Source organism: Planctomycetia bacterium (assembly GCA_016795155.1).
Taxonomy (GTDB): Bacteria; Planctomycetota; Planctomycetia; order Gemmatales; family HRBIN36; genus JAEUIE01.
The window spans coordinates 175131-200703 of the sequence record JAEUIE010000029.1; the positions used below are offsets into that span (position 1 = coordinate 175131).

The 25573-nt window shown below is 52.3% G+C and carries 22 protein-coding genes and 1 tRNA gene; 5 read left to right on the forward strand and 18 right to left on the reverse strand.

Translation table 11 applies throughout. The features are described 5' to 3' along the window. The first annotated feature begins 27 nt into the window (after positions 1 to 27). Positions 28 to 1434, forward strand: a complete 1407-nt coding sequence (locus tag JNJ77_11790; GenBank protein ID MBL8823263.1) for an MBL fold metallo-hydrolase — start codon at positions 28 to 30, stop codon at positions 1432 to 1434. A 2-nt stretch (positions 1435 to 1436) separates the two neighbouring features. Here the strand turns inward: JNJ77_11790 and eutC are convergent, their stop codons facing one another. The 3 genes from eutC to JNJ77_11805 are packed head-to-tail and all read right to left on the reverse strand — an operon-like array spanning position 1437 to position 5197. Next, a complete protein-coding gene (eutC, locus tag JNJ77_11795) occupies positions 1437 to 2195 on the reverse strand; it encodes an ethanolamine ammonia-lyase subunit EutC (GenBank protein MBL8823264.1) in 759 nt (252 codons plus the stop codon). Positions 2196 to 2211: 16 nt separating this feature from the next. Then, the gene (locus JNJ77_11800; protein MBL8823265.1) at positions 2212 to 3777 is read right to left on the reverse strand and encodes an amino acid permease; all 1566 of its coding nucleotides are present in this window, start codon (positions 3775 to 3777) and stop codon (positions 2212 to 2214) included. Between the two features lie 13 nt (positions 3778 to 3790). Then, a complete protein-coding gene (locus JNJ77_11805; GenBank protein MBL8823266.1) occupies positions 3791 to 5197 on the reverse strand; it encodes an ethanolamine ammonia-lyase subunit EutB in 1407 nt (468 codons plus the stop codon). 142 nt (positions 5198 to 5339) lie between these two features. Between JNJ77_11805 and JNJ77_11810 the strand changes: the two genes are divergently transcribed. Continuing rightward, complete coding sequence (locus JNJ77_11810; GenBank protein ID MBL8823267.1) at positions 5340 to 6080, forward strand: enoyl-CoA hydratase/isomerase family protein; 741 nt, start codon at positions 5340 to 5342, stop codon at positions 6078 to 6080. A gap of 91 nt (positions 6081 to 6171) precedes the next feature. On the opposite strand, the gene JNJ77_11815 is transcribed toward JNJ77_11810, so the two are convergent. The 4 genes from JNJ77_11815 to JNJ77_11830 form a co-directional block, all read right to left on the reverse strand. Then, positions 6172 to 6975, reverse strand: a complete 804-nt coding sequence (locus JNJ77_11815) for a hypothetical protein (protein MBL8823268.1) — start codon at positions 6973 to 6975, stop codon at positions 6172 to 6174. 187 nt (positions 6976 to 7162) lie between these two features. Next, complete coding sequence (locus JNJ77_11820; GenBank protein ID MBL8823269.1) at positions 7163 to 7861, reverse strand: acetolactate decarboxylase; 699 nt, start codon at positions 7859 to 7861, stop codon at positions 7163 to 7165. A 212-nt stretch (positions 7862 to 8073) separates the two neighbouring features. After that, complete coding sequence (locus JNJ77_11825; protein ID MBL8823270.1) at positions 8074 to 8445, reverse strand: hypothetical protein; 372 nt, start codon at positions 8443 to 8445, stop codon at positions 8074 to 8076. A 104-nt stretch (positions 8446 to 8549) separates the two neighbouring features. Continuing rightward, the gene (locus tag JNJ77_11830; protein ID MBL8823271.1) at positions 8550 to 9986 is read right to left on the reverse strand and encodes a DUF1501 domain-containing protein; all 1437 of its coding nucleotides are present in this window, start codon (positions 9984 to 9986) and stop codon (positions 8550 to 8552) included. A 138-nt stretch (positions 9987 to 10124) separates the two neighbouring features. Between JNJ77_11830 and JNJ77_11835 the strand changes: the two genes are divergently transcribed. Then, on the forward strand, positions 10125 to 11525 hold the full coding sequence (locus tag JNJ77_11835) for a sulfatase-like hydrolase/transferase (protein MBL8823272.1): 1401 nt from the start codon (positions 10125 to 10127) through the stop codon (positions 11523 to 11525). Between the two features lie 81 nt (positions 11526 to 11606). On the opposite strand, the gene JNJ77_11840 is transcribed toward JNJ77_11835, so the two are convergent. Next, positions 11607 to 14036, reverse strand: coding sequence for a hypothetical protein (locus JNJ77_11840; protein ID MBL8823273.1), 2430 nt, complete (start codon positions 14034 to 14036; stop codon positions 11607 to 11609). A 188-nt stretch (positions 14037 to 14224) separates the two neighbouring features. Continuing rightward, complete coding sequence (locus JNJ77_11845; GenBank protein ID MBL8823274.1) at positions 14225 to 15463, reverse strand: hypothetical protein; 1239 nt, start codon at positions 15461 to 15463, stop codon at positions 14225 to 14227. A 29-nt stretch (positions 15464 to 15492) separates the two neighbouring features. On the opposite strand from JNJ77_11845, the gene JNJ77_11850 reads away from it, so the two are divergent. Further along, positions 15493 to 16095 carry a hypothetical protein gene (locus JNJ77_11850; GenBank protein MBL8823275.1) on the forward strand — a complete coding sequence of 201 codons (603 nt, stop codon included), beginning with the start codon at positions 15493 to 15495 and terminating at the stop codon, positions 16093 to 16095. A 92-nt stretch (positions 16096 to 16187) separates the two neighbouring features. Here JNJ77_11850 and JNJ77_11855 read toward each other — a convergent pair whose 3' ends face one another. The 6 genes from JNJ77_11855 to JNJ77_11880 form a co-directional block, all read right to left on the reverse strand. Next, a complete protein-coding gene (locus JNJ77_11855) occupies positions 16188 to 17105 on the reverse strand; it encodes a dihydrodipicolinate synthase family protein (GenBank protein MBL8823276.1) in 918 nt (305 codons plus the stop codon). 32 nt (positions 17106 to 17137) lie between these two features. After that, positions 17138 to 18388 (reverse strand): MFS transporter, encoded by a 1251-nt coding sequence (locus tag JNJ77_11860; GenBank protein ID MBL8823277.1) that lies wholly within the window; start codon positions 18386 to 18388, stop codon positions 17138 to 17140. Continuing rightward, positions 18388 to 19419 carry a galactose oxidase gene (locus JNJ77_11865; GenBank protein ID MBL8823278.1) on the reverse strand — a complete coding sequence of 344 codons (1032 nt, stop codon included), beginning with the start codon at positions 19417 to 19419 and terminating at the stop codon, positions 18388 to 18390. Before JNJ77_11865 ends, JNJ77_11860 begins: the two co-directional genes overlap by 1 nt. Continuing rightward, on the reverse strand, positions 19416 to 20630 hold the full coding sequence (locus JNJ77_11870) for an AGE family epimerase/isomerase (GenBank protein MBL8823279.1): 1215 nt from the start codon (positions 20628 to 20630) through the stop codon (positions 19416 to 19418). The genes JNJ77_11865 and JNJ77_11870 overlap by 4 nt, the downstream gene beginning before the upstream one ends. Before the next feature lie 99 nt (positions 20631 to 20729). Beyond that, a tRNA-Leu gene (locus tag JNJ77_11875) sits at positions 20730 to 20813 on the reverse strand. Positions 20814 to 21110: 297 nt separating this feature from the next. After that, on the reverse strand, positions 21111 to 22151 hold the full coding sequence (locus tag JNJ77_11880) for a DUF1559 domain-containing protein (GenBank protein ID MBL8823280.1): 1041 nt from the start codon (positions 22149 to 22151) through the stop codon (positions 21111 to 21113). Between the two features lie 196 nt (positions 22152 to 22347). Between JNJ77_11880 and JNJ77_11885 the strand changes: the two genes are divergently transcribed. Next, positions 22348 to 23121, forward strand: coding sequence for a PEP-CTERM sorting domain-containing protein (locus JNJ77_11885; protein MBL8823281.1), 774 nt, complete (start codon positions 22348 to 22350; stop codon positions 23119 to 23121). 188 nt (positions 23122 to 23309) lie between these two features. Here the strand turns inward: JNJ77_11885 and JNJ77_11890 are convergent, their stop codons facing one another. From JNJ77_11890 to JNJ77_11900, 3 genes are all read right to left on the reverse strand, one after another. Next, positions 23310 to 24425: a zinc-binding dehydrogenase gene (locus JNJ77_11890; protein ID MBL8823282.1), complete on the reverse strand. Its 1116-nt coding sequence runs from the start codon at positions 24423 to 24425 to the stop codon at positions 23310 to 23312. Positions 24426 to 24715: 290 nt separating this feature from the next. Then, positions 24716 to 24988: a hypothetical protein gene (locus JNJ77_11895; protein MBL8823283.1), complete on the reverse strand. Its 273-nt coding sequence runs from the start codon at positions 24986 to 24988 to the stop codon at positions 24716 to 24718. Further along, positions 24989 to 25483 (reverse strand): nucleoside deaminase, encoded by a 495-nt coding sequence (locus tag JNJ77_11900; GenBank protein ID MBL8823284.1) that lies wholly within the window; start codon positions 25481 to 25483, stop codon positions 24989 to 24991. Positions 25484 to 25573 lie beyond the last annotated feature (90 nt).

Sequence of the window (25573 nt, forward strand, 5' to 3'; positions counted from 1 at the left end):
ACTCTAACTCTCCCGAGGGCTGTTCACATGTTTTTCCGACAACGCTTCATTCCTGGGCTGGCGATCTATTCCTACCTGATCGGCGATGAAAAGACTCGCGAATGTGCCGTCATCGACCCGGCACGTGATATCGATGCCTACTTTCAGATGGCTCACGAAGAAGGTATGCAGATCAATCACATTCTCGAAACCCATGTTCATGCTGACTATGTTTCCGGCTCCGTCGAAGTCAAACACCGCACCGGTGGCAAAGCACAGATCCATGCCTCAGGCATGGGTGGCAAAGAATGGACACCACCCTATGCCGATCATGTGGTTAAGGATGGCGATGAAGTTGTCATGGGTTCCATTCGCATTAAAGCAATGCACACACCAGGGCACACACCAGAACATCTGGTCTGGCTGGTATTCGATCACACGCGCAGCCAGGATACTCCCTGGATGATGTTCTCCGGCGATTTCCTGTTTGTGGGTGATGTAGGCCGTCCCGATTTGCTCGGCGAAGAAGCCCGCAAACAACTCGCCAGCCAGCTCTACCAGAGCGTCTTCAAAACAATGCCTGCACTGGCAGACTTCACCGAGTTCTATCCTGGTCACGGTGCTGGTTCACTCTGTGGCAAAGCTCTCGGCACACGAGGCTCATCGACGCTCGGCTTCGAACGCCGTTTCAACGATGCTTTGAAAACATCGACCGAACAGGCCTGGATCAACCAGTTGCTCGAAGGCATGCCCACTGCGCCGCCTTACTTTCTCAAGATGAAAGCGGTCAATGCTGCCGGGCCGCAGGTACTGGGACACGAATGGCCCGGCCAACGCCGCTTGTCTGCCAAACAGTTTCAAATGCAGACCAGCAAAGGTGGATTGGTACTTGATCTGCGCAGCAAGGAAGCCTTTGCAGCGGCACATATTCCCAATGCCCTCAGCATTCCGCTGGCCAGTAATGTATCCTCGTGGGCAGGCTGGGTGGTCCCCTACGATCAGCCTCTGTACCTGGTGATGGAAGACATGAACAAAGTGCAGGAAGCCATCACACACCTGATCCGCATCGGGTTTGATAATATCCAAGGCACACTCGATGGTGGCATGGAAGCCTGGGAAAACGCAGGCCTGCCTGTAGCTACCTTATCCGTCCAAAGCGTTCACGATCTGCATCGACAACTGAAAAGCAAGGCTGGCGAGTTGACCGTGCTCGATGTCCGAACTCCTCGCGAATGGCAAAGCGGGCACATCGAAGGCGCACAGCACATTCATGCTGGCCTGTTGCAGAAGAATATCAATTCGATTAATCGCAAGAAACCGGTTGCAGTGGTGTGTGGCACAGGCTACCGTGGTTCCATCGCAGGTTCCATTCTGCTTCGGGAAGGTTTGACCAACGTCACCAATGTGCTAGGTGGCATGACAGCTTGGAAAGCTGCGGAGTTACCTGTCGTCTGAACTCAACTCTGCTGACTCAGGAGCTTGTTCCCTGCTTGTTCTTTCAGCATCACGCCGCTGTATTGTGCTTCACGCATGCGAATGGCCAGTTCCATGATCCGTTCAGCGGCTACTGCTGTTGGAATACCTTGGGCATGAATATTGGATATCAGGTTCCGCTGGGCATCGGTATGTCCTGCTTGTGGCCGGTATGCCAGGTAGGCGGAGAGAGAATCAGCATGAGCAAGCCCAGGGCGTTCGCCTATCAGCAATATTACCAATTCAGGGTTGAGTAGTCGGCCTATCTCGCTCATGATGCCTACTCTGCAGAAGCGAATGCAGAATGGTTTGCCTACTGACCAGGACAGGTCTTTTGCCTTGTCATGGAGAAGATCCAGCAGTTCAACTCCATGATGAATCACTGCTGCTGCTGATAGTCCATCCCCCAGAACAATCTGCAATGTGGGCGAGTTGGTACATTCTTTCTTGATGGTTTCTTGCGATTCGACATCGAATACCCTGCCGCGATCAGGTCGCATCAGGTATTCAGTTCGTGAACGTACCTGCGTAGTTACTCCGAACAATCCCCACCGTTGAAGACGCTCTTCGCCAATATCTCGTTTCAGATCGATGAACTGGTAAACCGCATCGCGTGCTGCAGCATGATCAGCACGCAGTTTCAATGCGGTGGCAGTTCGATATCCCAGTCCTGCACGGCCTGTGAATAACCGGGCTGAAGTGCATTGTAGCGTCTGATCAACTTCATCCAGTTCATGAGGCATTACTTGGTTCGCGGCTTCATTCACTGGTTGTTCCCCTTGCTTCAACCGGCACATGTGTGGGCTCGTGAACAGCCACCTCGGCTGCAGTAATCGCATCCCGCTGTTGCTGAGTCAGTACTCCCACTGGTGGTCCGGGAAAATGATGGCGTGCAGCAAAGAACCAGTAGGCTCCCAGAAACAGCAGTACACCGGGTACAACGATCGCTGCCTTATCATTTGGCGGCTGCATGCCAATGACGATAAGCCCGACGCACCACAAAATACTTACTAGCGCCAACGGTTTGAACCAGCTTCCCAGATGCCAGGGGCCGAGAGTTTTCCAACGGTTACCAAGTGCGAGCATGCCAAGCACCGTGGGAAGAACATACGAAATGTAAAGGAAGATGACACACACTGCGGTGATGGTCGAATAAATCGGTGTGTATGCCGTGAACCCGACTGCAACGGTTGCCACCAGCCAGATGGCAATTGCAGGCGTGCGAAATCGTGGCGAAACTGTGCGGATGGCTGATGAAAAGGGCAAACCACCATCACGTGCAAAGGCAAACGTCATTCTTGATGCCGAAGTTACTGTAGCCAATCCGCATAAATATTGCGCAATCGTGATCCCGACACATAGCCAAGTTGCCAATGCAGAAGGCAACGCTTTCAAAAGCGTTCCGAAAAAGATCTTATCCCCTTGCTCAATCGCCTGTGCTGGATCTTTCATGGCAAGAACCACAGCTATCAACATCACCCAGCCAAATAAGCCGGATACCAGCACCGAACGAACAATACCCCGAGGCACATTTCGTGCTGCTCCAATCGTTTCTTCCGAAGCATGGGCCGATGCATCAAAGCCCGTGATGGTATATGCAGGCAACAGTAAGCCCAAGGCGAACAGCCACAACTGCGATTCCGATTTCGGCCAGACCGGTGCATCTGCAGGCTGACCACTCATATTCGAGAAAGTAAACAGTCTGGAAACATCCCAGGTATCGCAACTGAAAAGCAGACAGGCGGTCAGTGCCAGTGAGATGATCAGTATCCAGTAGCCGCTGAAATCAGTCAGTATTCTGGTCACCCGCATGCCGAGGTGATTGAAAACAGTCTGGGTGAGGGTGATGGCCAGGACGAGCGATAATTGAATCATGGGAGTGCAGGGCACTTCAGGCCAGAATGCTCCAAACATGAATTGAACGGTTCCAACATTAATCGCTGCCAGCACCGTGACCAGCCCAGCCAGGTTGAACCAGGCGGTCAGCCAACCCCAACCCCTTCCACCTAGAATGGCTGCCCAGTGATAGAGACCACCTGCTGTCGGGAAGGCTGATGCAATTTGACCCATGGTTAACGCCACAGCGAGCGAGAACAGACACGCCAGGGGCCAGCCAATACCTATCGCTGCTCCACCCACGCTGCCATAGCCGATATGGAATGAAGTCAGTCCGCCTGCCAGGATGCAGATGATCGACAAAGAGATTGCAAAGTTGGAAAAGCCATTCAGGCACCGCGCCAGTTCCTGAGCATATCCCAGTCGGTGCAGTATCTGAATATCCTCAGTAATTGTTGAAGAGGTCTTTTCTGGCGAAGAATTCTCCATGCACTTTTCCAGGTCAGAGTTTCAGTAATGTGTTGAACGATTGAAGTAACAACGGACGTGAATCAGTTGTCAATGGTGCCAGTCGGCCTTCTTGATAGATGCCTTGTGCTTCAAGCCAATTGTGAAATTCTGGGGCAGGCCGTAGCTGCAGCAGATCACGCACTTGCGCTGCATCATGATAACTGGTCGATTGATAATTCAACATGATATCATCAGCACAGGGCACGCCCATGAAGTAATTGCAGCCCGCCAGCGCCAGCAGCATCATCAGGTTGTCAGCTGAGTTCTGATCTGCTTCCGCGTGATTGGTGTAACAGACATCAACTCCCATGGGCAATCCCAGCAGTTTGCCCATGAAGTGATCTTCCAGGCCTGCCCGGATAATCTGTCTTTCATCGAACAGATATTCAGGCCCGATAAATCCGACCACGCTGTTGACCAGAAACGGATCAAACAAGCGGGCAAGTCCATAGGCACGCGCTTCAAGCGTTAACTGATCGATGCCATGATGTGCATCAGCAGAGAGTGCGCTGCCCTGGCCGGTTTCAAAATACATCACTTGCTTGCCCAGCCAGGGGCCAGGCCTGTTTTGATGTGATTCCTGTGTACGTTGCTGCCCTTCGCGTAACATTTCCACAGTGATTCCGAAGCTTGCATTGGCGGCCTGTGTGCCCGCAATTGATTGAAAGAGCAGGTCCACCGGTGCGCCTTGCTCCAGGCATGCCAGTTGTGTTGTGATATGAGCCAGGCAGCACGCTTGTGTTGGAATGGCATAGTGAGAAATCAAGCGATCCAGTCCATGCAATATGCTGGAAACCGTTTCTTTCGAATCAGTAGCCGGGTTGACGCCAATCACTGCATCGCCACAACCAAAGAGTAGTCCATCCAATGCTGAAAGCAGGATTCCTTTGAGGTCATCCATGGGGTGATTGGGTTGTACACGGATACCTAGAACGCCATGCTCCCCCATCGTGTTTCGCAGGCGAGTCACGATACGAATCTTCGAGCTGACAGCAACCAGTTCCTGGTTAGACATCAACTTGGCAACAGCAGCAGCCATCTCCGGAGTAATTGCCCATGCTACCTCTTGCAGCTTCTGTGGCTCAGGGATCGATTCCAGCAGCCACTCTCGAAACTGACCCACTGTCAGGCTGCAGATTTCTGCAAAACGATTCTGATCATGGCTTTCCAGTATCAATCGAGAGACATCATCCCGATCAGGATCAATCACAGGCTGATCTGCGATTTCTTTCAGTGTTACATCCGACAAGGCACATTTGGCTGCAACTCGTTCCTGCTCGCTGCCTGCTGCCAGCCCTGCCAACTCATCGCCTGACTTGCGTTCATTGGCTTTGGCCAACAGCTCAGCGAGCGTGGCAAAGACAAACCGTTCTTGACGAACAACATGGGAATAAGGCATGTGGCAATGGAATAGACAGCAGTGTTCGTACCCAGTGTAACCAGAATTAGCTGTTACTGTTAACCCGATTAGCTGAAATCAAATTGCTTTTTGACGACTCGATGGGTTTCATAGCATAGTGATAACTGTGGAGTTACATATTATGAGCCAACCAACGCAGATCACTTTCGATCAACAGGGTGCGGTAGGTCACCTCGTTCTGAACCGACCCGATAAACGAAATGCCCAGACTCTGCAGATGTGGCGGGAACTTGCCGAGCTTGGCCAGCAACTCAGCACCAATCCCGGCGAACTGAAAGTCATCGTCGTCAGCGGGGCAGGGGGCTGCTTCTCCAGCGGCGTCGATACCTCCATCTTCACCACCGGCGAGCTGCTCTCCGGCAATGTCGATGGCAGAGAAATACAGGCTGCCTTCTCCTGGCTGCGCTCCGATCGCTTCATCACCATTGCTGCCATCGAGAAATATGCCATTGGCGCCGGCCTGGAGATTGCCCTCTGGTGCGATATGCGATTGGCCGCCGAAGGCTCCATATTCGCTTTGCCTGAAGTAGAGTTCGGCATCATCCCCGATCTGGGTGGCTGTTCGCTGTTACCCGAAATCGTGGGCTATGGCCGCGCGATGGATTTGATCACCACCGCGAGAAAAATCGACGCTCAGGAAGCCCTCCGCTGGGGATTGCTCAATGAAGTAGTTCCCAGTGCTGAACTGCAACAACGTGTAGATGTCTTGGTATCAGTGTTACTGAAACGCTCCGCCACGGTACTCCGGGGCGCCAAACGAGCCACCCTGGCAACAGTACCCGATACCAGCAAGTCGCTGGGCGTATCCCTCGAAGTCATCCGTGGCTGCTTGATCGAGTTAGCGAACAGGATGAAAAGATGACTTAGTTCAGTATTCCATTTCAGAATCTTTAAGGCGACAAAAAAGCAGCGAAGACCGAAAGTCTCCGCTGCTTATTTTTTTGTTCACTCTATCAGGCAGCAATTACTATCTTGCGACGGCGATAAAGGTTAAAGCCACCCAGGCAGATCATGCCCATACCAGCCAACACTACGCCAGCAGGAACGGGGACTTGAATGATGAAATTAGGATTCGTATCCCAGTAAATCTGATCTTGCCCAAGACGGTAATTCTTAGAACCATTGCTGTTCAGCTTATATGCATCCAAACCATGAATGTAATAATTATTGAGGTAACCAGTGCCAGCATAGTAAGCAGCTAAATCGTTACCATACCCGGCAAGAATGGTAGTTGCTCCACTGATTAGATTATTGACATCCGATACAGCCAGACCACCAGGTATGTTCGCAAGTGGATTAATTAACCTCCAGATGGCGCCTTGTACAGAAGCCCAACCGTTAGTTGGGGTACCAGCATCATTGTAGTCATCACCTGTTCCAAATTTGTTACCATTTAAAACTTCATTGACCAGCACAGAGATCCTGCGTGCCGTCAATAACCCCATAGGCCCATTAGGAGTAGGGAGATTGGTTATATCATCCGTGGTGGTATACCAACCTGGATCAAGGATGGTGGTTGCAAGACTGATACAAAAAGTTTCAACCCGTCCACTACCTCCGTAATTTCCATAGGTAGGTAGAGTCGGTGATCCACCAATTTGAGTAAAAGTGTATTTTCCTGCTGTCCCTACCTGACCTTGAACGCTTCTATGGTCCAAGTGCACGTCACCTGCAGTCACATACGAGCTACTGATTAAAAAACCAGTAATCAGCAGAAGGCTTCTCAACCCTCCTGCACTCCATCCTCGAGCTTGCATAGCCATCTCCTCTTGTTGTCTAAGAGTGTGTGGTTTTAGGCGATGTCACAAATTTACTGGCTTGAACCTACACAGTCAAACTTTTTCCGGAAAATTATTTTTGACTTCTTCTGATTATGAACTATGCATTTCAGGCTAATTGAACCTTTTACGAAGTCCTCAAAAAATGAGATTTAATGAGTCGTTCTCAACGAGGCAGCAATAACACAGCATTGTGACTGAACTGCGCGGTTTCTACATGTCCCGACTGCTTTTTATCCGCTGTGATCATATGCATATGAATGTTGGAATCATGATGCGTAAAAACACCATGATGGCTGTCTGAGTAGAAGCCGAGCACTTGGCAGGCTGTTTTCTCCAGTGTGAATTTCACCTTGATAGCCTCATGTTTGGCTGGCGTGTGCGGACTGTCATCGGTTTTGTTGACGATGTGAAACTGCAACTTGCCGGGCGTATCCCGGATTAGGAAAGGGAAAGGTCGATTCACCTGAATGCCCTGTTCCGCTGCGATTTTCCCCAGCCATGCTTCGAAAGTTTTTTCGTCGTTGACGGACTTCGGAAAAGGAATGGACTTCCATTCCTTCACGCTTGCATACACCAGGAAACAGGCTTTGTGGTTGAGCGTTTCGCTGATGCTGATCTTCCTCTTATCAATCGAGGAAATGGAAGGAGTACTATCCCAGATGGTGACTTCGCCACGCAGATTTTCCAGCGGCCCCAATGCATACAGATGAGGCATCCTGGCCAGTTTCTGCAACTCGATAGTGCCAGTCAGGTCGCCTTCACGCATCACCTTGCGCATCTCGCCAACGTGATGCACTTCATAACCGGAGGTGCGGCTATCCTGCAGGAATACTGTCACTATTGAAAACAAGAGGAATGCCATTCTGTATCCTTACTCGCGGGGTATAGATCAACCTGTGAAGATTGTAGTCATCTCGCTCCGCGAGATGACACGGTGACTTGTGCCCGTCTCGATACTTCCGATTCAACTGTAGACTTTTATAGAGAGGCGATGTCGCTCATTGTTGTGTCATCCCTCGGAGTAGGCTGACTTTTGTTCAGTGATTTATCTGGCATGTCACTGGAACAATGCTGCTACTGAATATTATCGTAAAACGGATCGGCCATTTCATGCAATTCCTGATCTCGTTCTTTTGTAATCATGTATGTATCCAAGTGTTCGTTTGAATTGAACATATTGCTAAAAGTGATTCCAATTAATTCCTCTACCAAATTTGAATCTGTACTTTCACCGAGGAAAATGCACAAGGCTATATTTACTCCGGATCCGTCGTCATAATCGACTCTTGCAAGATAGGCACGACACTTGATGCTGTGCTTTGAGAATAGGTGAGCTATTTTGCTTGTAAATACTGTTTCGGCTACACCTTCCTGCGGGCCAAGAAATCTTACATGCCGTGCCTCGAAGTCAAAAAGATTATCGTCCCTATGTCCAAATTGATTCATGCTATCACTCATTTGGTCGCAGGTATCAACAGGTCTCCGGAGACCTGCATTCAAAACGCGTGTAAACACTCATCGCCGTGTCATCTCTCGGAGCGAGATGACTACTAAAACAACTCCTTTACCGGCTTGCCAATCTCAATAATCGGCCGCGGTCTCCCCGTGTTATCCAGATAGGTCGCATCGAGTGGCACTCCCATGTACTGGTAGATGGTTGCGGCCAGGTCGCCGGGGGTTACCGGATTGCTCTTGATAGCTCCACCGTCGTGTTCTGTCTCACCAATCACTTGTCCATGCCGCAAGCCGCCTCCTGCCAAGCACATGGATGCAACTACAGGCCAATGGTCGCGCCCATCGGTACTTTCCTGCGTACCCATGATTGGAGTGCGGCCAAACTCGCCCATCGCAATTACCAGCACATCATCGAGCAGATCGTGGGCTTTCAAATCGCTGACTAGCGTCGTCAGCAGATGATCAAATAAAGGCAAAAGCGGCTTGAGTCCCTTACTAATGCCTCCATACGGCGGAATATTGTCGCCATGCGTATCCCACGTGCCCGAAGCGGAATGGTAACTCAAATCGAGCGTGACAAAGGCAACCCCAGCCTGCACCAGTCGACGAGCGAGCAGTGCCTGCTGGCACCAGAGATGTTTGCCGTACTGCTCGCGAACTTTGGCAGGCTCCAGATCGAGATTGAACGCGGCTCGTGCCTTGCCGCCCAGCACCAGTTCCACCGCCTGCTGCTGATAGCGATCCATCGCACTCATGGCCCCACTATCATCAATCTCCCTGCGAAGCACATCTAGCTGTTGCGACAAACTCAGCCGCTGCGTCATGTCCGCCGTAGTAATCCCCTTCGCTCCTCGAAACAGATTAGCCTGCGTTACCTTGCCGGAATCTTTGCCCACATCTGTATAGATAGGCAGACTCGCTGCCAGGTTGCCGGGGAACGGATCAAACTCCATGCCGAGGTAGCCGCCGAAGGCAACATGCGACCGTGATTTGTGAAACGAAACATATGCAGGCATCCCCGGTGCATTGGCCCCGCGATACTTCGAAATAATCGAACCGATAGCAGGATAAAGATGCCCGACCGGGTTCAAGCGAGGCTCCGCTTCCAGGTGCCCGGTCTGAAACACGCGGTTTGGTTCGTGATTGCTGTTGCGAGCATCCACCGAGCGGATCAGCGTGAAGTGATCCATCATCGCCGCCTGTTTAGGCAGATGTTCGCAGATGAATACGCCGGGCACATTGGTGCGGATGACGCCGAACGGCCCACGGTTCTGCAGTGGCCGCGTCGGTTTGGGATCCCACGTATCAATGTGGCTGGGGCCACCCGTCATCCAGAGCAGTATGACACTTTTCTGCCCTGGACTGCGTTTGCCCTTTTCGATGGCTTGTGCCCGGTGCTGCAACAATCCTGGTACCGTCAATCCACCCAAGCCGGCTAAACCTGCCTTCAGAAAATTCCGCCGGGTGGAATACGTCAACCCTTCCCGCGTATGGGGATCGAACAACCCGAAAGCATGACCATGCTGATGCATAACCAATCAAGGCGGGAAAACTGGCAGGGAAGTATGCAAGCTTACACGAGGTAAGCATTGAATGCAACAAACTGTTGCTTTGTTATCGGTGGGATGGCAGACTCTGTTGTTCCAGTTGAAGCCGATGGAAGCCCGAAAATGCGAATGATTTCCCTGGTTATCATGCTGCTCCTTTTGCAAACCGTGCAGAGTGGGGAACCCACAAGGCCTAACATCCTCTTCCTCTTCGCCGACGATCAGCGGGCCGATACCATTGCAGCCCTGGGCAACAGGCATATCAAAACACCGAACCTCGATCGGCTGGTGCAGCGAGGCATCAGTTTTGATCAGGCCTACATGCAGGGAGGCATGCATGGCGCCACCTGCATTCCGTCCCGTGCCATGCTGCTTTCCGGCAGGTCACTCTTTCACATCGATGAACGTCTGAAACAACATCCGACCTGGCCCTATGCCTTCGGGCAGGCAGGATACACCACATTCATCACCGGCAAATGGCACAACAACGCTGATTCCATCCCGTTCAGTTTTCAGCAGGCCCGTTCCATCTTTGCAGGCGGCATGACTAATCCCTTGCAGGCAAAGCTCATTCATCTGGAACAGGGAAAAATGACAGCGCCTCAGTTGGCACCCAAACACGCCTGCGAAGTCTTTGCCGATGAAGCTATCCGGTTCATTTCACAGCATCAGGGTAGTCCGTTTCTCTGCTATGTGCCCTTCGATGCACCTCATGATCCGCACATCGTGCCCGATGATTTTCCAGTTCACTATGATCCCGCCAGCCTGCCAGTACCTGCCAACTTTCTTCCTCAGCATCCCTTTGATAATGGGGAAATGGTGGTGCGTGATGAAAAGCTGTTACCTTGGCCACGCACACCACAGCAGATCAGGGAGATGCTGGCAGAGTACTATCGCTATGTTTCGCATCTCGATGCCCAGGTAGGTCGCATTCTCGATGCTCTCGAAAAATCGCCTCACGCATCCAACACCATTGTGGTATTCGCTGCTGATTCCGGCGTAGCCCGTGGCAGCCACGGGCTGATCGGCAAGCAGAACCTCTACGAGCATTCCATTCGCGTGCCACTTATCATCACCGGTCCGGGGATTGCCACCGGCCAGCAAACGCAGGCTATGTGCTATCTTTTCGATGTGTTTCCCACCCTGGGCGAACTCTGTCGGGTGAAAGCACCTTTCACCAGCCAGGGCATATCACTGTTATCGGTACTGCGTGATCCCAGGCAAAGTGCTCGCTCAGAATTACTCTTCGCCTACCGCCAGTATCAACGTGCCATCAGGCAGGGACAATGGAAACTCATCCGCTATCCAAAGGTCAATATCATTCAACTGTTCAATCTTCAAACCGATTCTGATGAAAAACACAATCTGTCGCTGCAACCTGAGCAGGCAGTGCGTGTTGCCGGTATGTCAGCACAATTAGCCAGGCTGCAGAAAGCGTTCGATGACAAAGAACCTTTGCAGGTTGAAAAGCCTCTGCCTGCAGCATGGTCTCCTCTTGTACCTGGAAATGCCAACAGGAAATAAGATCCGAATGCGCTAACTCATTGTCATGATGTGCCTGCTTGGAATCAATCAGCGATTCAGCCTGGCAGTAAACTGAATGGCTTAACTACTTCCCAACCTCTCCAGCGCCTGGCTTACTTCATACTTTTGCGGATGATCGAACATGTTGGCGCTGTGGTAGTGCTTCTTCGCTTGGGCAAGCTGTCCCAGGCCTTCAGCACATTGGCCCAGCTTGTAATGCGTATCCGCACCGCTCTTGGTCGATTGACTGAAAGACTTGAAACATTCCATTGCTTCCGCGAAACGTTGCTCCTTCAGATAAAAATCACCCAGAATTCTGCTGGCTAAATACCACTGTTCCAGATCATCACCGCTCGGCTTGTTCTGCGTTCCCAAATGATAAGCATATTCCAGAGCTTTTACGCCATTTTCGCTTTGCCCCATTCGCAGGAAACAGCGGCCGATGAGCGCCCAGCCTGCTACCCGTTCTGGAGCGATGGCGGTCAAGAGCTCCGAAAGATGCTTAGCCCATTCATACTGTTCGACTCCGGAGTTCTTGGCATCGAGAATTTCACGCGACTTTTTCAGCAGATACGACTGGTCGATCAACTTGCCAAGCTTTTCCCGATGTGCATTAATGTCATCCGGCGTGAGCGAAATGTAGCAACGATCTCTCCGTTCCAAGTACTGCGGATTCTTGGCATCGTAGAGCAGGCACTGCTCGTTGTAATGCATCGTCTGAACGACGTTGCCTTGCTTTTCGTACAGCTCAGCAATCATGCGCAGCGTATCAGCACCACTTTGCGGTGCTTCGCTCGCCAGGATCAGGTTTTCCAAGGCATCATCCAGCCTGCCTTCATGATAGGCCTGCTCACCCATCTGCTTGACCGTGGCAAAATAGGCCACCTTACTCTCTTCGCTCATTTCTTTCACACCGAGTAGTTTAGTCCAGGCTTTCACTTCGTTTTGAGCCTGCTTGAGCAGGGCAGGGTCATCGTGCTTCATAGCAGCATCAGCTGCCAGCTTCCATACCGCCGGTGCATGTTTCGGCTGGCCACGAACCGCAATCGCCAGTAGCTCCACGCCTCGACGATACGCTGTGGGAAGATCGAGTCGTTCCACCCCCATTTCATAAACGTACTTGTGATCGAAATCGCTGGCCTGCTGGGTGGGCGAATCGCCTGCTTCGCGGTTGTAATCCGCCAGGGTAATATCGTTGTACAGTCGCGCTTTGAGTTGTTTCACATCGGTAGCGTCAGGATTTTCCCTGGATGCCTTCTCGGTCACCGCAATCGCAGTCATCAACTGTCCGGAGATCAGCAGCGGATCACCCACTCGTTTGCGCAGCTCATCATGCTGCATCAGAGCAAGTTGCCATGCGGGAAGGAGTATGCCATCTCGGCTGGTCTGTTCATCCGGGCCAAATTGGCTGGCATCCAGCAGTTCTCGAAGTACTGTCGCTGCTTTGTCGTATTCACGGGCATGAGTGTGTGCCACCGCCCGGTAATAAAAAACGGCAGGCCGCAGCGCGGGCTTCTGCACCAGTACCAGATCGAGCAACTGTTTGGCTTCCGCAATCTGTTCAGCCGTGGGGGCATCGGCAAACAGTAAATCACGTGCTCGCTGCAGGCACAGATCAAAATCAATCAGCTTGAGCAGCCGTTCATCCTGATGCACTTGTCGCAGGTCAATCTGCCGATGCACTTTCCAGAGCTCCTGCCTGGCCAGCCGGTGTTGCGGCGAAAAATGGAGTGCTCGCCGGAATGAAGTCAGGGCTTCTGCCGTGGCACCCTGTTTTGCATGCCCCATGCCTCTAAGCAATGCTTTGAATGCCTGCATATCCTTGAGCAGATAATGGGTGTAACCCAGATATATCACCGTAGGCAACAGAATCGCCATGATCTGGAATGACGGCCCAACGAGCACCAGTAGGGCTATTCCCAGCAACGCACACACCAGACCGATTTCAATCTCGGTTTCTTCGGTTCGACCAGCGATCGTCAGCAGATAGAGCAGGGGCACTGCGAGCAGCAGATGCACGCCCAGAGTTATTGGGCTGGTGCCCTCGCCCAGACTCCACCCCTGCTTGCCCCAGTACATGTAGAGAAACACGGTGCCACTGATCACCAGCGCCCCAATAATGATGCGTCGCACCAGTTTCTGTGGAATCAGCCGTAAAGCAATCAGCAGGCAGCCCATGCCGACACCAACTGCCAGTGCAATACTCAAATCGAGGAACGACCAGTAGGAAAAAACCAATGTGATCAGCAGTACACCCGTAAGCAACCCAGCCAGCACACCCACATAGATCATGCGTGGGTATTCCAGCATCAGGTAGATGAGGTACTGTGGCCACGAAGTCCTGGGCTTAATCTTCTGCAAGGCCGCCTGCCTGGCAGCCAGCACGAACGCAACAATGAGTCCCAGCAGCATCAGACCGAGAACTATCAGTGTCGCTGGTATCTTGTTATGCCAGCCAAGGCAGCCCAGAATGCTCAGGGTCAGACCTTTAGTGAGGTATTCAAATAACATGCGACTATTTTAGAAGCTGCGCGCGAGAAACCAGCAGCGTTAGAAACCTATCGAAGAATTTCACACTTGGGAAATGATTCTCGATGAGCCGGATGCCACGCTTTGCGTGTCTTCACGCTAACCGTGCCTTTTCATGGAATAGTTACACCTGATGCAAAATGAGAAACCAAATCAAACTTTAAGTTCTCCTAAAACCGTAAGCTCAACGCTGCATTGATTATCAATCCCGACCCCAGATTAATACGGTCATAGTTGCGATCATCAAAGTTTCTACCGTTGAAATAAAAACGGTTAAACGCATAGCCTGCACCAAGTTCAGCAAACACTCGATCGAACAGTTGATACCGCACACCACCGGTGACAGACATCTCGTAATAGAACAGCCGTTCGCGCCAGTCGCTGCGATCATCCAGAAACCAGCTTTCATTGATCCATTGCCAGCGGGCAAACAGCGAAACCTTTTCCGCCAACTGATACATCGCCTGCGTTCGGAAATTGCGAACCGGCATCCAGTTCGCCTCCAGCGTCCAGTCTTGTGTAGGCCGATAGGTAACACTAAAAGGGATACCCAGGTTCAGCGACCAATGTTCGTTAGGTTGCCACTGATACGCAATGCCCGGAACCGGAAATCGTAATTCGCTCATCGGTGCGTAAAAGACTGAGAACAGCCATGCTGAGGTATCACTCTGCGGAACGCGCAGAAATGCCATCACGTTGGCATTCACATCCCGGCTCTGTGTGAATGGTTCGTCACTGGCTATCGTCACGCCACCCATCAGGCCCAGCATCCAGCCATCTTCCAGCTTCCGCATATACATGGTGCTCAGTCGAATGTTCCACAATGATTCAGGAAATGCTCGTCCCGAATCAGGGAAAACGGCAGAACCCTGAAAAAGATGATTCTGCACACCGCCACTGAGAATCACCGAGTTAATATCATCGCGATAGATCGGTGCACCCAGTCGAAGCTGCTGCCGGATGAATCCCAGTTCCGTGTTCTGCCCATCAACTTGTGCCAGCGGCTGATATTGAAGAAAATAACCAGGCCCACCTTCGTTGCCGCCAGGCCGCATAAATCCCAGATCGCGTTGTTGCGCAGTAGTGTCCCGCGTTTCTCTCTCGAAAACATTCACCGGCTGATAGGTTGGCGACACTTCATTCTGCACCGACTTGATCTCTTCCTGTGACCAGGCATGAGAAGGCAACGAAAGCAGACAAATGAAGCATATTCTGATGCTCTGCATGGAGTAACTCAGCCGCAGGTAGTTCGTTGGGGCCAGATACTCCAACGAGAACACTTTGGCAAGCAGAAGTAGTAGTGAATTCAACGCATCTCTTAAATCTTCATGAAACCAGCCAGTTTTCTGGACAAACCTATAGACTCCTAAATTTTTAGGTGTAGACTTCTCCCACAGGAACTTACCCATTTTGTCACCTTGATACAAGGAACACCTCCATGCGTACCTGCATCGCGTTGCTGAGTCTCTTATTCGCAAGCATTTCGTCTCTGGATGCTCAGGAAATAAAACTCAATGCACCGCAATTCGCTTTGCTCATTAACGAGGCTGCAGTGAAAGAGTTGAAACTCACTGCAGATCAGCAGAAACAGATTGATGACATATTTGGCGACATGGTTCAGACTGTCGAAGGCGAGAAAAGACTCATCGTGCGTGGCCAGGTGGATTTGGAGGAAGTTGAAAAAGATGTTCTCAAAGTATTGAACGACACTCAGCGCAAACGCCTGCGACAAGCCTGGATCCAACTCAACGGTCCGATGGCATTGACTGACACAACCCTGGCCAAAGATGTCGGCCTCAAGGAAGAACAATCCAAAAAGATCACTGAAGCGGTCACCAACATGAATGACGCCATGCGCGATGTCTTCCACCAATCAGAAGGCGATCAGGAAAAAATGCGCGAAGGCGTAGTTAGGCTTCGCAAGAACGCTGCCAACGACATCGAAGCCATGCTGACCCCAGATCAGAAAAAGAAACTCGAGTCACTCAAAGGCGCTAAAATCGAAGGACTGAAGAAGGAAGATAAGAAGAAGAGTAAGTAAACGACACGGGCCATGCTGAATGCGTGGCCCTTTTTTTTTTCGTTTCCAAAGGATTCACCGACTTTGTACCAGGTCCAACAGGGCCTGGTGAACTACCCTTTCTGTATCCAGTCGAAAAAACCCAGACGATCCAACCCCGTACGCAACTGATTCATCTGCACCTGATCCAGCGCAACATTCGGCAAGCGTGGTGGACCGACCTCTACCCCCAGAAAGCCCATGACCGCCTTGGCGGCACCCATGTAACCAAACCCGGCCAGCAACTCGATCAACTGCACCGAGCGAAACTGTTCCCGGCGGGCTGTTTCCAGATCACCACGTTCAAACGCTGCCATCATGCGATGATAGATCGGCGCAGCAAAGTTATAACTGCTGCCCACGCCGCCCACCGCTCCCAGCGACAGTGCCGCCAGCAGATACTCGTCCACGCCCCAGGGGATGTCATACCGGCCATGCTCCACCTGCAGGCAGTTCTGGTATGCCATCAGATCCGGGTTGGTGAACTTGATGCCTGCCAGGTTTGGGATACGCTCGGTAGCCAGGCGAAGAAAATCCGACATCGGGAACGATACACCAGTCAGCACGGGTATGTCGTAAAAGTAGAAAGGCGTCTGCGGCGCTGCATCAGCAAACTCTGCACAGCAGGCAATCAGTGTATCCAGCGACTTCGGTTTGAAATAACTGGGGGATAAGGCTGCGATGGCGGAGGCGCCCAGCGTCTGTGCCTGGGCAGCCAGCATACGGGCATCGGCCAGGCAATTCGCTCCCACATGAACAATCAATCGCTGTCCGGTGCTGCGGACTACTTCGCTCCATCGCTGGGCCAGTGCCAATCGCTCCACCACCGTCAAGGAATGGCTTTCCCCCGTGGTGCCACCAATAAAGACCGATTTGATTCCCAGTTGTAACAGAAACTCAGCCTGCTTTTCGATGATGCTGAGATTCAACTCACCACTGGCACTCATGGGCGTATGTGTGGCTGCCACCAGTCCCGTCAGCTTCGTAGTCATGCAGTTGTTCGCTCTTTCGGTGTAAATGCCAGTTACAAATCCTTCCGCGGACGGATCAGAAGTACCAGTACAATCGAAACGATAGCAGTGCTGGCAAACGCTCCGAAGATCACATTCAGCGGAACCTGCCGGTCATGCAAAATGCCAAATCCCCAGTCGGCCACTCCACCCATGCTGATACTGACAAAGTTCATGATGCCATAACCGGTCGCCCGCAACTCAGGCCGCACAATCTGCGAGAGGATAGGCATGTTGTTGCAGTCGAAAAAGCCCCAGCCTATGCCAAACAGAATGAGAAACAGGATCGCCATAGTTAACGTACCTGCATTTCCCACACCAAAGATGGCGGGCACAATCAGGCACATGCCGATGGCGCTGACATAAATCCGGCCACGCTGGCTGGTCTTCATCCAGCGATCGGCAAGCCAACCCCCAGCCACCACGCCCAGGATCGCTGCCAGTTGCCAGGGCAGCGTGGCAGCTACCCCTGCCTGTCCCTGAGGGATTGAAAAACGCTTCAGAAGAATGGCAGGCATCCAGTCGCGCACCACCCACCCCGCCATCGCTGGCAGTGTGAAGTAGAGAACCAGCAGGATAAACGAAAAGGAAGACAACAACTCCCGGACTGCATGGAACGGCGAAAGGCGTGGCATGGATGGTTGTTCCTGTGCCTGACGCGGTTCCCGCAGCAGCAAAACCAGTGGAACGGCATACAGCATCCCGACGATGCCGCAAACGGTGAACACCATCCGCCAACCTATGTTGGGATCAGCCGCTGCATAACCGCCGAACCCACCCACGATTACGCCAAGGTAGATCGCCAACTGGTGTAGCCCGACAGCGCGTGAACGTGTATGGCCGGTGTGATGATCGGTAATCAAGGCAAGTGCCGCAGGAATATAGAATGCTTCACTGATACCCATTAGGGAGCGTGCCCAGAGCAGTTCCTGATAGGTGGTCACCTGTCCCGTCCACCATGTCACGCCCGACCACACAAACAGACTCGCACAGATGGTAAAACGTCGGCTGAATCGATCTGCCACATATCCACCCACCAGGCTGAAGACGGCATACACCCATTTGAACTGCCCGAGCATAATGCCCCAGAGTTCCTCCCGGTTGGCAGCTCCACCCAGGCTCGGAATGGAGGCCATCACTGAAGGCTGCATCGAGGCCAGCATCTGCCGGTCGAGATAATTCAGCAGAGCCACCGGCATCAGCAACACTACCACCAACCAGGCGGTGCGGGAAACAGAAGTGGTGTTTGGTTGTGCAGAACCCATCATGGTTTCTTTCCAGGCGAATACATCCAGACTTCCGGCGAGCGAACCCCCGGTCGCACTTCACCGCTCGGCATCACCCATGCCTTGTTCCAGTTGACGCAAGGCACGGTTACCCGTGGTGCAGGCAGCTTGCCTGTTGCACTCCACGTACCTGATTTCGCATCATAATGCAAGACAGTGCTGTTGAAACCAGTATGCTTCTCTGGATTGATGCTGACCTGGCTGCCATCATCACCGCCGAGAATGGTGAAACCGTTTACATCAGTTGGGCAAGGCGAAGGCGCCGCCGCCACGGGATGAGGCAGGTCTGCGACGCGCGTCCACCCTTTGCTAGGATCATACCGGTAGGCATCTTTCAAATAGTGTCTCTCGATTTTGCCGTTCTTGTCTGTGACCAGATCGACACCGCCTATCAACCAGAATGCTCCATCGAAACTGGCTGCCACCGCCAGCATGCGCCCTGTTCCGGGAAATCCTTCAACCTCTTTCCAGTTGGTAAAATCGGCTGTGAGGTCAAAGTTCCACACATTCTTCACTGTGCTGTTCGCATCTGGTTTCTCCTGTCCCCCGGCAACATAGAGCACTTCACCCACGATAGCTGCACAGGCATACGCCAGCGGCTTCGGTAATGCCGGCAGGCTGCTGATGATCACATGCTCAGCATGGCTTTCCAATCGAAAAGCGTCGGCATAATGCCGCTGCCCATCGCTGCCACCAGCACAAATGATACCCGTTGCATGAGTTACACTGATGCCATAACCCAGAGAACGAGGTAGCTTCCCTGCATTCCGCCACCTCCCATCGGGCTGATCCAGTATGAATATGCTGGCATACCAGCGCTTCTTGCCACCTGCCCAGGGTTTCGCTTCAGGGAAATTGGCACCACCAGCAACCAGCAGTTTACCCTGACTGACCCCGGCAAAGGTCCCTGCAAAACCCTCCTTACCCGGCATCGTTGCCAGCTGCTTCCAGTCGTCTGCCAGTATGCAGGTACTTGTCAGAAGCGTGAACAGAATCAGGAATGGTTTCATGGTTGTTGTCCCAGGTGCTTACTGTGATTTTCCAACAGCCTCCAACAGTACCACAACATCCGAGGCAGGTGAAAAGGTCCTTTCCACAGATTGCCTTTGAGTCGGGTTGACAGACGGCCATCACGATGAAGATAGCCAAACCACTCGCCGAACTCAGCATCGGGGAAATGCTGAAAGCTCCACGCATGCACCATGTTGTGCCAGCGGGCATATTTCTTATCACCAGTGAGTTGCCATGCCAGAAGCGTTGCGATGATGGCCTCACAATGTGGCCACCAGAATTTCATGTCATGCCAGTATTCCTGCACGGGCAGATGATGCAGGTCGCGAAAATAGAAGAGACCGCCAAGCTCTTCATCCCAGCCCCGCTTCCACATCCAGTCCAGCATGGTTAAGCCGAGTTGGATGAGACGCTGGTCGGTTCGGAGTCGCTCTTCGTGAAGAATGAACCATGCTGCTTCAATAGCATGGCCGGGGTTCAGTTGCCTGCCGTCAAAATGGTTGAGGATTTCTCCCGCAGGCCCAACTATTTCCATCACTGCTTCATGTTCGTGCTTGAGAAAGTAACGCTCGATGCGGTCGATGGCCCAGTCAATCCATTCGGTACACGTGCGTTGCCTGACAACCACATCACCCAGGTTTTCGCGAAGTTCCTGCGCGGTGGCGATGCCGATCATCAGCGGGCCAATGCCCATCATCGGCCGGGTGGCAGGTTCCACCTTGGGCGGCATCACACCTGCATCGAACGAATGATGCAGATACGTTTCAAAATATCTGACTGCCTCCTCAGCAGCCTGCGCCTCGCCGGTGGAACGTGCATAAGCGGCACTGGCAATGGCAGCGAATGATTCACTGTAAACATACCGACGCATCCGTAACGGCTTGCCTTCACGTGTAACAGTGAAGTAAAGCTTGTCCCCGCAGCTGCCATGACGACGAAGAAATTCCACGCCACTGCGGGTAGCTTCCAGCCATTCACTTTTTTTCTCAACCGTGTTGTAGAGCGTTGCAAACATCCACGCTCCTCGACCCTGAATCCAGATCGACTTGTCGGTATCGATCACCGTGCCATCGCGGTCAAGTGCGGAGAGAAATCCACCGTGTTCACGGTCTATTCCATGCCTCAGCCAGAAGGGAATTACATCATCGAGCAGGGCATGACGGTAAAACGAAGCGAGAGCTTGACAGCCCTCAGGTGTGGCTACATCCAATGGTTTTTCACTCCGGTGTTACCGGTAAGGTATGCTGGCTGACACGAAAATGAAATGAAAAAACGCCTGCACCTGTGAGACGCAAGCGTTACAACGAAGTGCCGGAGACAGGACTTGAACCTGCACTCGGTTGCCCGAACCAGCCCCTCAAGCTGGCGTGTCTGCCAATTCCACCACTCCGGCGCGGAGTCTGCCCTTATGAATCAAGGACTGGAATACCATTCTAAATGACCACTATCATACGGCAAGGTTCGCTGTTCAATTTATGAACCTGCATTTCCCTATAATCAGCACGGATAAGCAGATCCCAGCGAGTGCAACAATATGCGATTACTCATGTTGGTATTTCTAATGGCTGGTTGTGGCTCAGCAGCAGTCGTCACTCCCAGCAAACCCGCGCCGCCTCCTACCGATCCAGCGAAGTTCAGCAATTTTCCGCAAATCAAACAGTAATAAGTGGTGGATTGCGATTGCAACGCGTTATTCCAGAATTGACGAAGTATCGTTGATGTAACCATCACGTCGGCCAGCCAGTTGCTGCAGCAGGGCCCAGTCATTTTTCACCGGGCCAAAGCCCAGCCAGGCTGTGTTGCCAAACCTCACGGTTCGCACTGAGGCATCGCCGAACGCAAACTGTACACCGGCGGTATGTCGGCTGGAGAACCGCCAGTAAGCAGCACCGCCTGCATCGACTCCACCTGTGTTACCTTTGCCCAGCCCCAGGCCAGTGCCCATGCCGCCTGCACCAAACCAGGCGTAGGCTGAACCACGCTGGCCCACGCCGTTGCCCCCCAGGCCTTCGCCAAACATCAGCGTGTTACTGGTGCCATCCTGCACAGTCATCTGACCTAGTGTGACTTTCACCCGGTTAAGCATCACCCCTTCATAGCCACCAAAGGTTGGTGCCGGAGTCAGTCCCAGAGGATTAGGTGCCAGCACCGTAACATTGAAACTGCCACCCAGGCCGGCTACACCCAGATAATTCGTGCGACCTACCAGTTCATCACCGGGAGCAAAACGGGCGAAGGCCGGGAAGTTTCCCTGATCTGCATAAATCATCAGGATCAGAGAGAAAATGTCCGATGAAGCAACATCATCCGATGGGCAGTAAAACATTTTCAGTCGCGATTGTGCAACGCCATAACAGGCAGACCGTGTCCACCAGAATGCATCGCCCTGATTCAATGCCAGGTTAACACCAGCTGATGGCACATTCGCAAACCGCTTGTAAAGATTATCCTTCTCCAGATAAGGAAGTAGGAAAGGCAGGGTACCTACATATTGAGCTTGTGCTGGGGTGATGTTGCCCGAGGGCCCTAGTATTCCCGGTGGCAGGCGTTCGTAATCATTGTGGAAATGGTGGATTGCAATAGCGATCTGCCGCAGATTGCTGGCACAGATCATCTTGTTCGCAGCTTCACGAACCCGCTGAATGGCGGGGAGCAGTAGAGCCATCAGCAATGCTATGATGGCAATTACCACCAGAAGTTCTATCAACGTAAATCCGTGGCGACGCTTCATGGAATCTAACTCATTGCGTTGTGTTTCTTTCCAATTATTGTGACCGATGAACGTAGGGGTTCAAGAGGTAGAGGCCACAGTTCATCTATTACTCATAAGTATAAATTATGGTCGATGTTATCTTGCCTATTTTTCGCACTTTATGTTGAATAAGTCAGATACTCTGTCCGTCTCGATATATCCATGGAGTGTATTCGTGAAGCGATTTGTATACCTGACAAGCCTCACCTTGTTGCTGATCCAAAGCAGCGCATCGGCTCAAGTCACCACTTTTTATGGTGATAGCAATGCCTTCCCCCGCGATTTGACCGTGCCCCTTTCCACTCAGGCTTCTTTCCTTAGTTTCATTGGAGCATCAGGTACCAACAACTTCGACAGTTATACACCATTTTTGCCGCCTCCCGGTGCGATGGGTTTCCCTGGTCTTCCGACAACTGTTTCCACCGATGCCACGTTTGTTGGTATTGATACGCAGCAACAAGGTTCCTTCTCGGTTTCTGCTCCCCAGTTTCTTTCCAGCAGTCTGATTCTGGATATTAATGGACAGCCTATCGGGGCCAATCTGGTGACCAGTTTCGTCTTCAGCGATCGCATCAATGCCTTCGGTGCCTTCTTCGTGAACGTAGGCGACTTGAGCAATTCGAACGTGCTCAGCATCACCTTGCAGGATGGAGTTGCAGGCACACCAAGAAACTTTCTGATCAACAGTGGCACTCCCTTCCAGGGACGAAACTTCGATGCCACCTTCTACTATGGCATCCACGATGCAGTGCCGTTCGACCGCGTCTTCATCAATGCCACCTCCAATCAGGAAGGTTACATCTTCGACAATATCACCATCAATGCAGTGCCCGAACCTGCTACCTATGTCCTCATCGCCGGCATCGGCCTGGCTGGTTACGCCACCCACCGCTATCGCCGCAATCGCCTGAAGAAGATGGGCGAGTTGTCACTGAAAGCAGCAAAATAAGATAAAACAATTAGCCCCCGGCTCTTCAAGCCGGGGGCGTGTGCGCGCGGACTTGAATCGTCCATTACGTTACCGGCTTGTGCTATGCACAAAGCAAACCGCAAGTTTCAATCGTCATTCCATCGCGAAATACGTAATACACAGCGCGAGAGCCCGCCCACGGCTTAAAGAGCCGTGGGCTAAATGGGTTACTTTGCCCACGGCAACAAAGCTGATCGCTGCGCCAACCCCGCATCCTGTGCTTCAAACGCATCATTAATCGCGCTCAGCGGATAACGATGTGAAATCAGCTTGTGGAACGGATATTTCTGTTGATGCTTGGCCAGGAACTCGAGTGAAAACAACAGGCTCGGTGCATCGTACCACATGATGCCCAGAACATTCTTGCCGGGCAGCACCAGGCTCGATGGATCAAACGAACAGACATCGCCACCACAGATGCAGCCTACCATGGCATAAGTGCCGCCGTTGCCGAGCATCTCGACACCTTCGGGAACTGCTGCTGCTTTACCCACCACTTCCAGAACAACATCTGCACCCCAACCATCGGTCAGTTGCTTGACACGTTGGATGCGTGATTGCGAACTGTTGTGCTGCTTCAGATCAATGAGATGATCGGCGCCAAACTCTTTCGCGAGTACCAATCGATCATCAATGCCATCTATTACCGTAACGCTGGCAGCGCCACGTTCCTTGGCCACCGCAGCTGCAAGTACACCCAGCCCTCCAGCGCCTTGCACCACCACATGATCGCCTACTCCCACCTTTGCCAGATAGAAACTGTAGACCACCTGGGCCAGCGCGCAGTTGGCAGGTGCTGCCAGATCTTCAGGAACGCCTTCAGGTATCTTGAACACCACCTGCCCGGGGCGCAGATAATAGTACTGTCCATACGCTGCATTGAAGTGAGGCCAGACATCGGGCGGATGACGAAACCGCATGCCATGCGGACAACGTGGCGTGAAACCACGCAGACAAGCCCGGCATCTGCCACATGCGACAAAGTAACGATATGCGATACGGTCACCCACCTTGAGTGGCTTGCCCGTTGAATCGGTCATAACGCCTTCACCCAGCCTGGCCACTTCGCCACACATCTCGTGGCCAACACTGCGAAAGTTGCTGCGGCCTGTGTCGCTAGGAATGTACTCGCCTCGCCAGAGATGCAGATCGCTGCCACAGATGTTGGCCTGCGTAACCTTCACCAGTATCGCGCCAGGTTCCGGATCAGGAACAGGATACTCAACCAGTTGAAACGGTTGACGTACTCCTGTCATGGCTGCAACGAATCCGGTTTCTGGCATGATCTGAATTCCAGAGTGAGTTTTGATGTGGCCTGAATGAAATTGTACTCATCAGGTGAACCAAGTCCTCCAGTTCATCCTCTTTATCTGGAGCACTGTTACTTTCATCCATATTTCACGGCATTATCATCCGGTTCTCAGTGTCCTTAGCTAAATAGAGCTAGGCAAATACCGAAGAGAGATTATCCTTTGCAGAGCAGTGGTGAGATCGAAATGAAAAGTGAAACCTGATCTACTTTGCCGGGGTTAATCAAATAGGTTCGTCCAAACGAAACTTGAAGCACGTTCGTCTAGTAAGTGAAGAAGCGAGGTACTCGATCATGATAGTCAAGCAACTTATCGACTGGTGGCGCGGCGAAAGCGAGCCGGTCAACATGCATGTACGCTGCCAGCATTGTCAGCAGAAGATTCGCTTCCGTCCGGAACGCGCCGGGACCATTTCGTCCTGCCCGCGCTGCCGACGTTCTCTGAAACTCCCGACGGATGATGTTCAGCTTAAACCAGTTTCCAGCGCCAAGGTCGGTCATCGTATCGCCCAGCGAACGACACGTAACTAAACTCACTCAGTTCATCCGCAAGCGTTTCTTGCGGAAGAACTCTGATAGAATCCCGCCACATGCCCCCGCCTGCACGCCTGCCAGCACTTCCACTCGATGATTCAGCCTCGCGTCATTGGTTAGCTCATACAGCGAATGACACGCTCCTGCTTTGGCATCTGTGGCTCCATACACCAGCATTGGCAAGCGCGCCTGCACCACTGCACCGGCACACATCGGGCATGGTTCGAGTGTCACATACAAAATGCAGTTGAGAAGTCGCCAGTGTTGCAGCGCCTGCGCCGCCTGAGTGAGGGCAATCATCTCCGCATGGGCCGTCGGGTCATGCAACTGTTCCCGCTGATTGTGCGCCCGGGCAATCACACCCCGATCCAGCGAGACGATGACAGCACCCACTGGTACTTCATCCTCTTCACGCGCCTGTTCTGCTTCTTCCAGCGCCATCTCCATGTGGAACAGGTGAAACGGATGCCGTGGATCACGCAGATCGCTTAATGGCATGTCATGCAGGTCGTAATATTGCATGGGTGGTCGATATATCCTTGTGATGAAGCAAGCGCATTTCAAAGTTGTACGAAGTGCTTTCAAAAA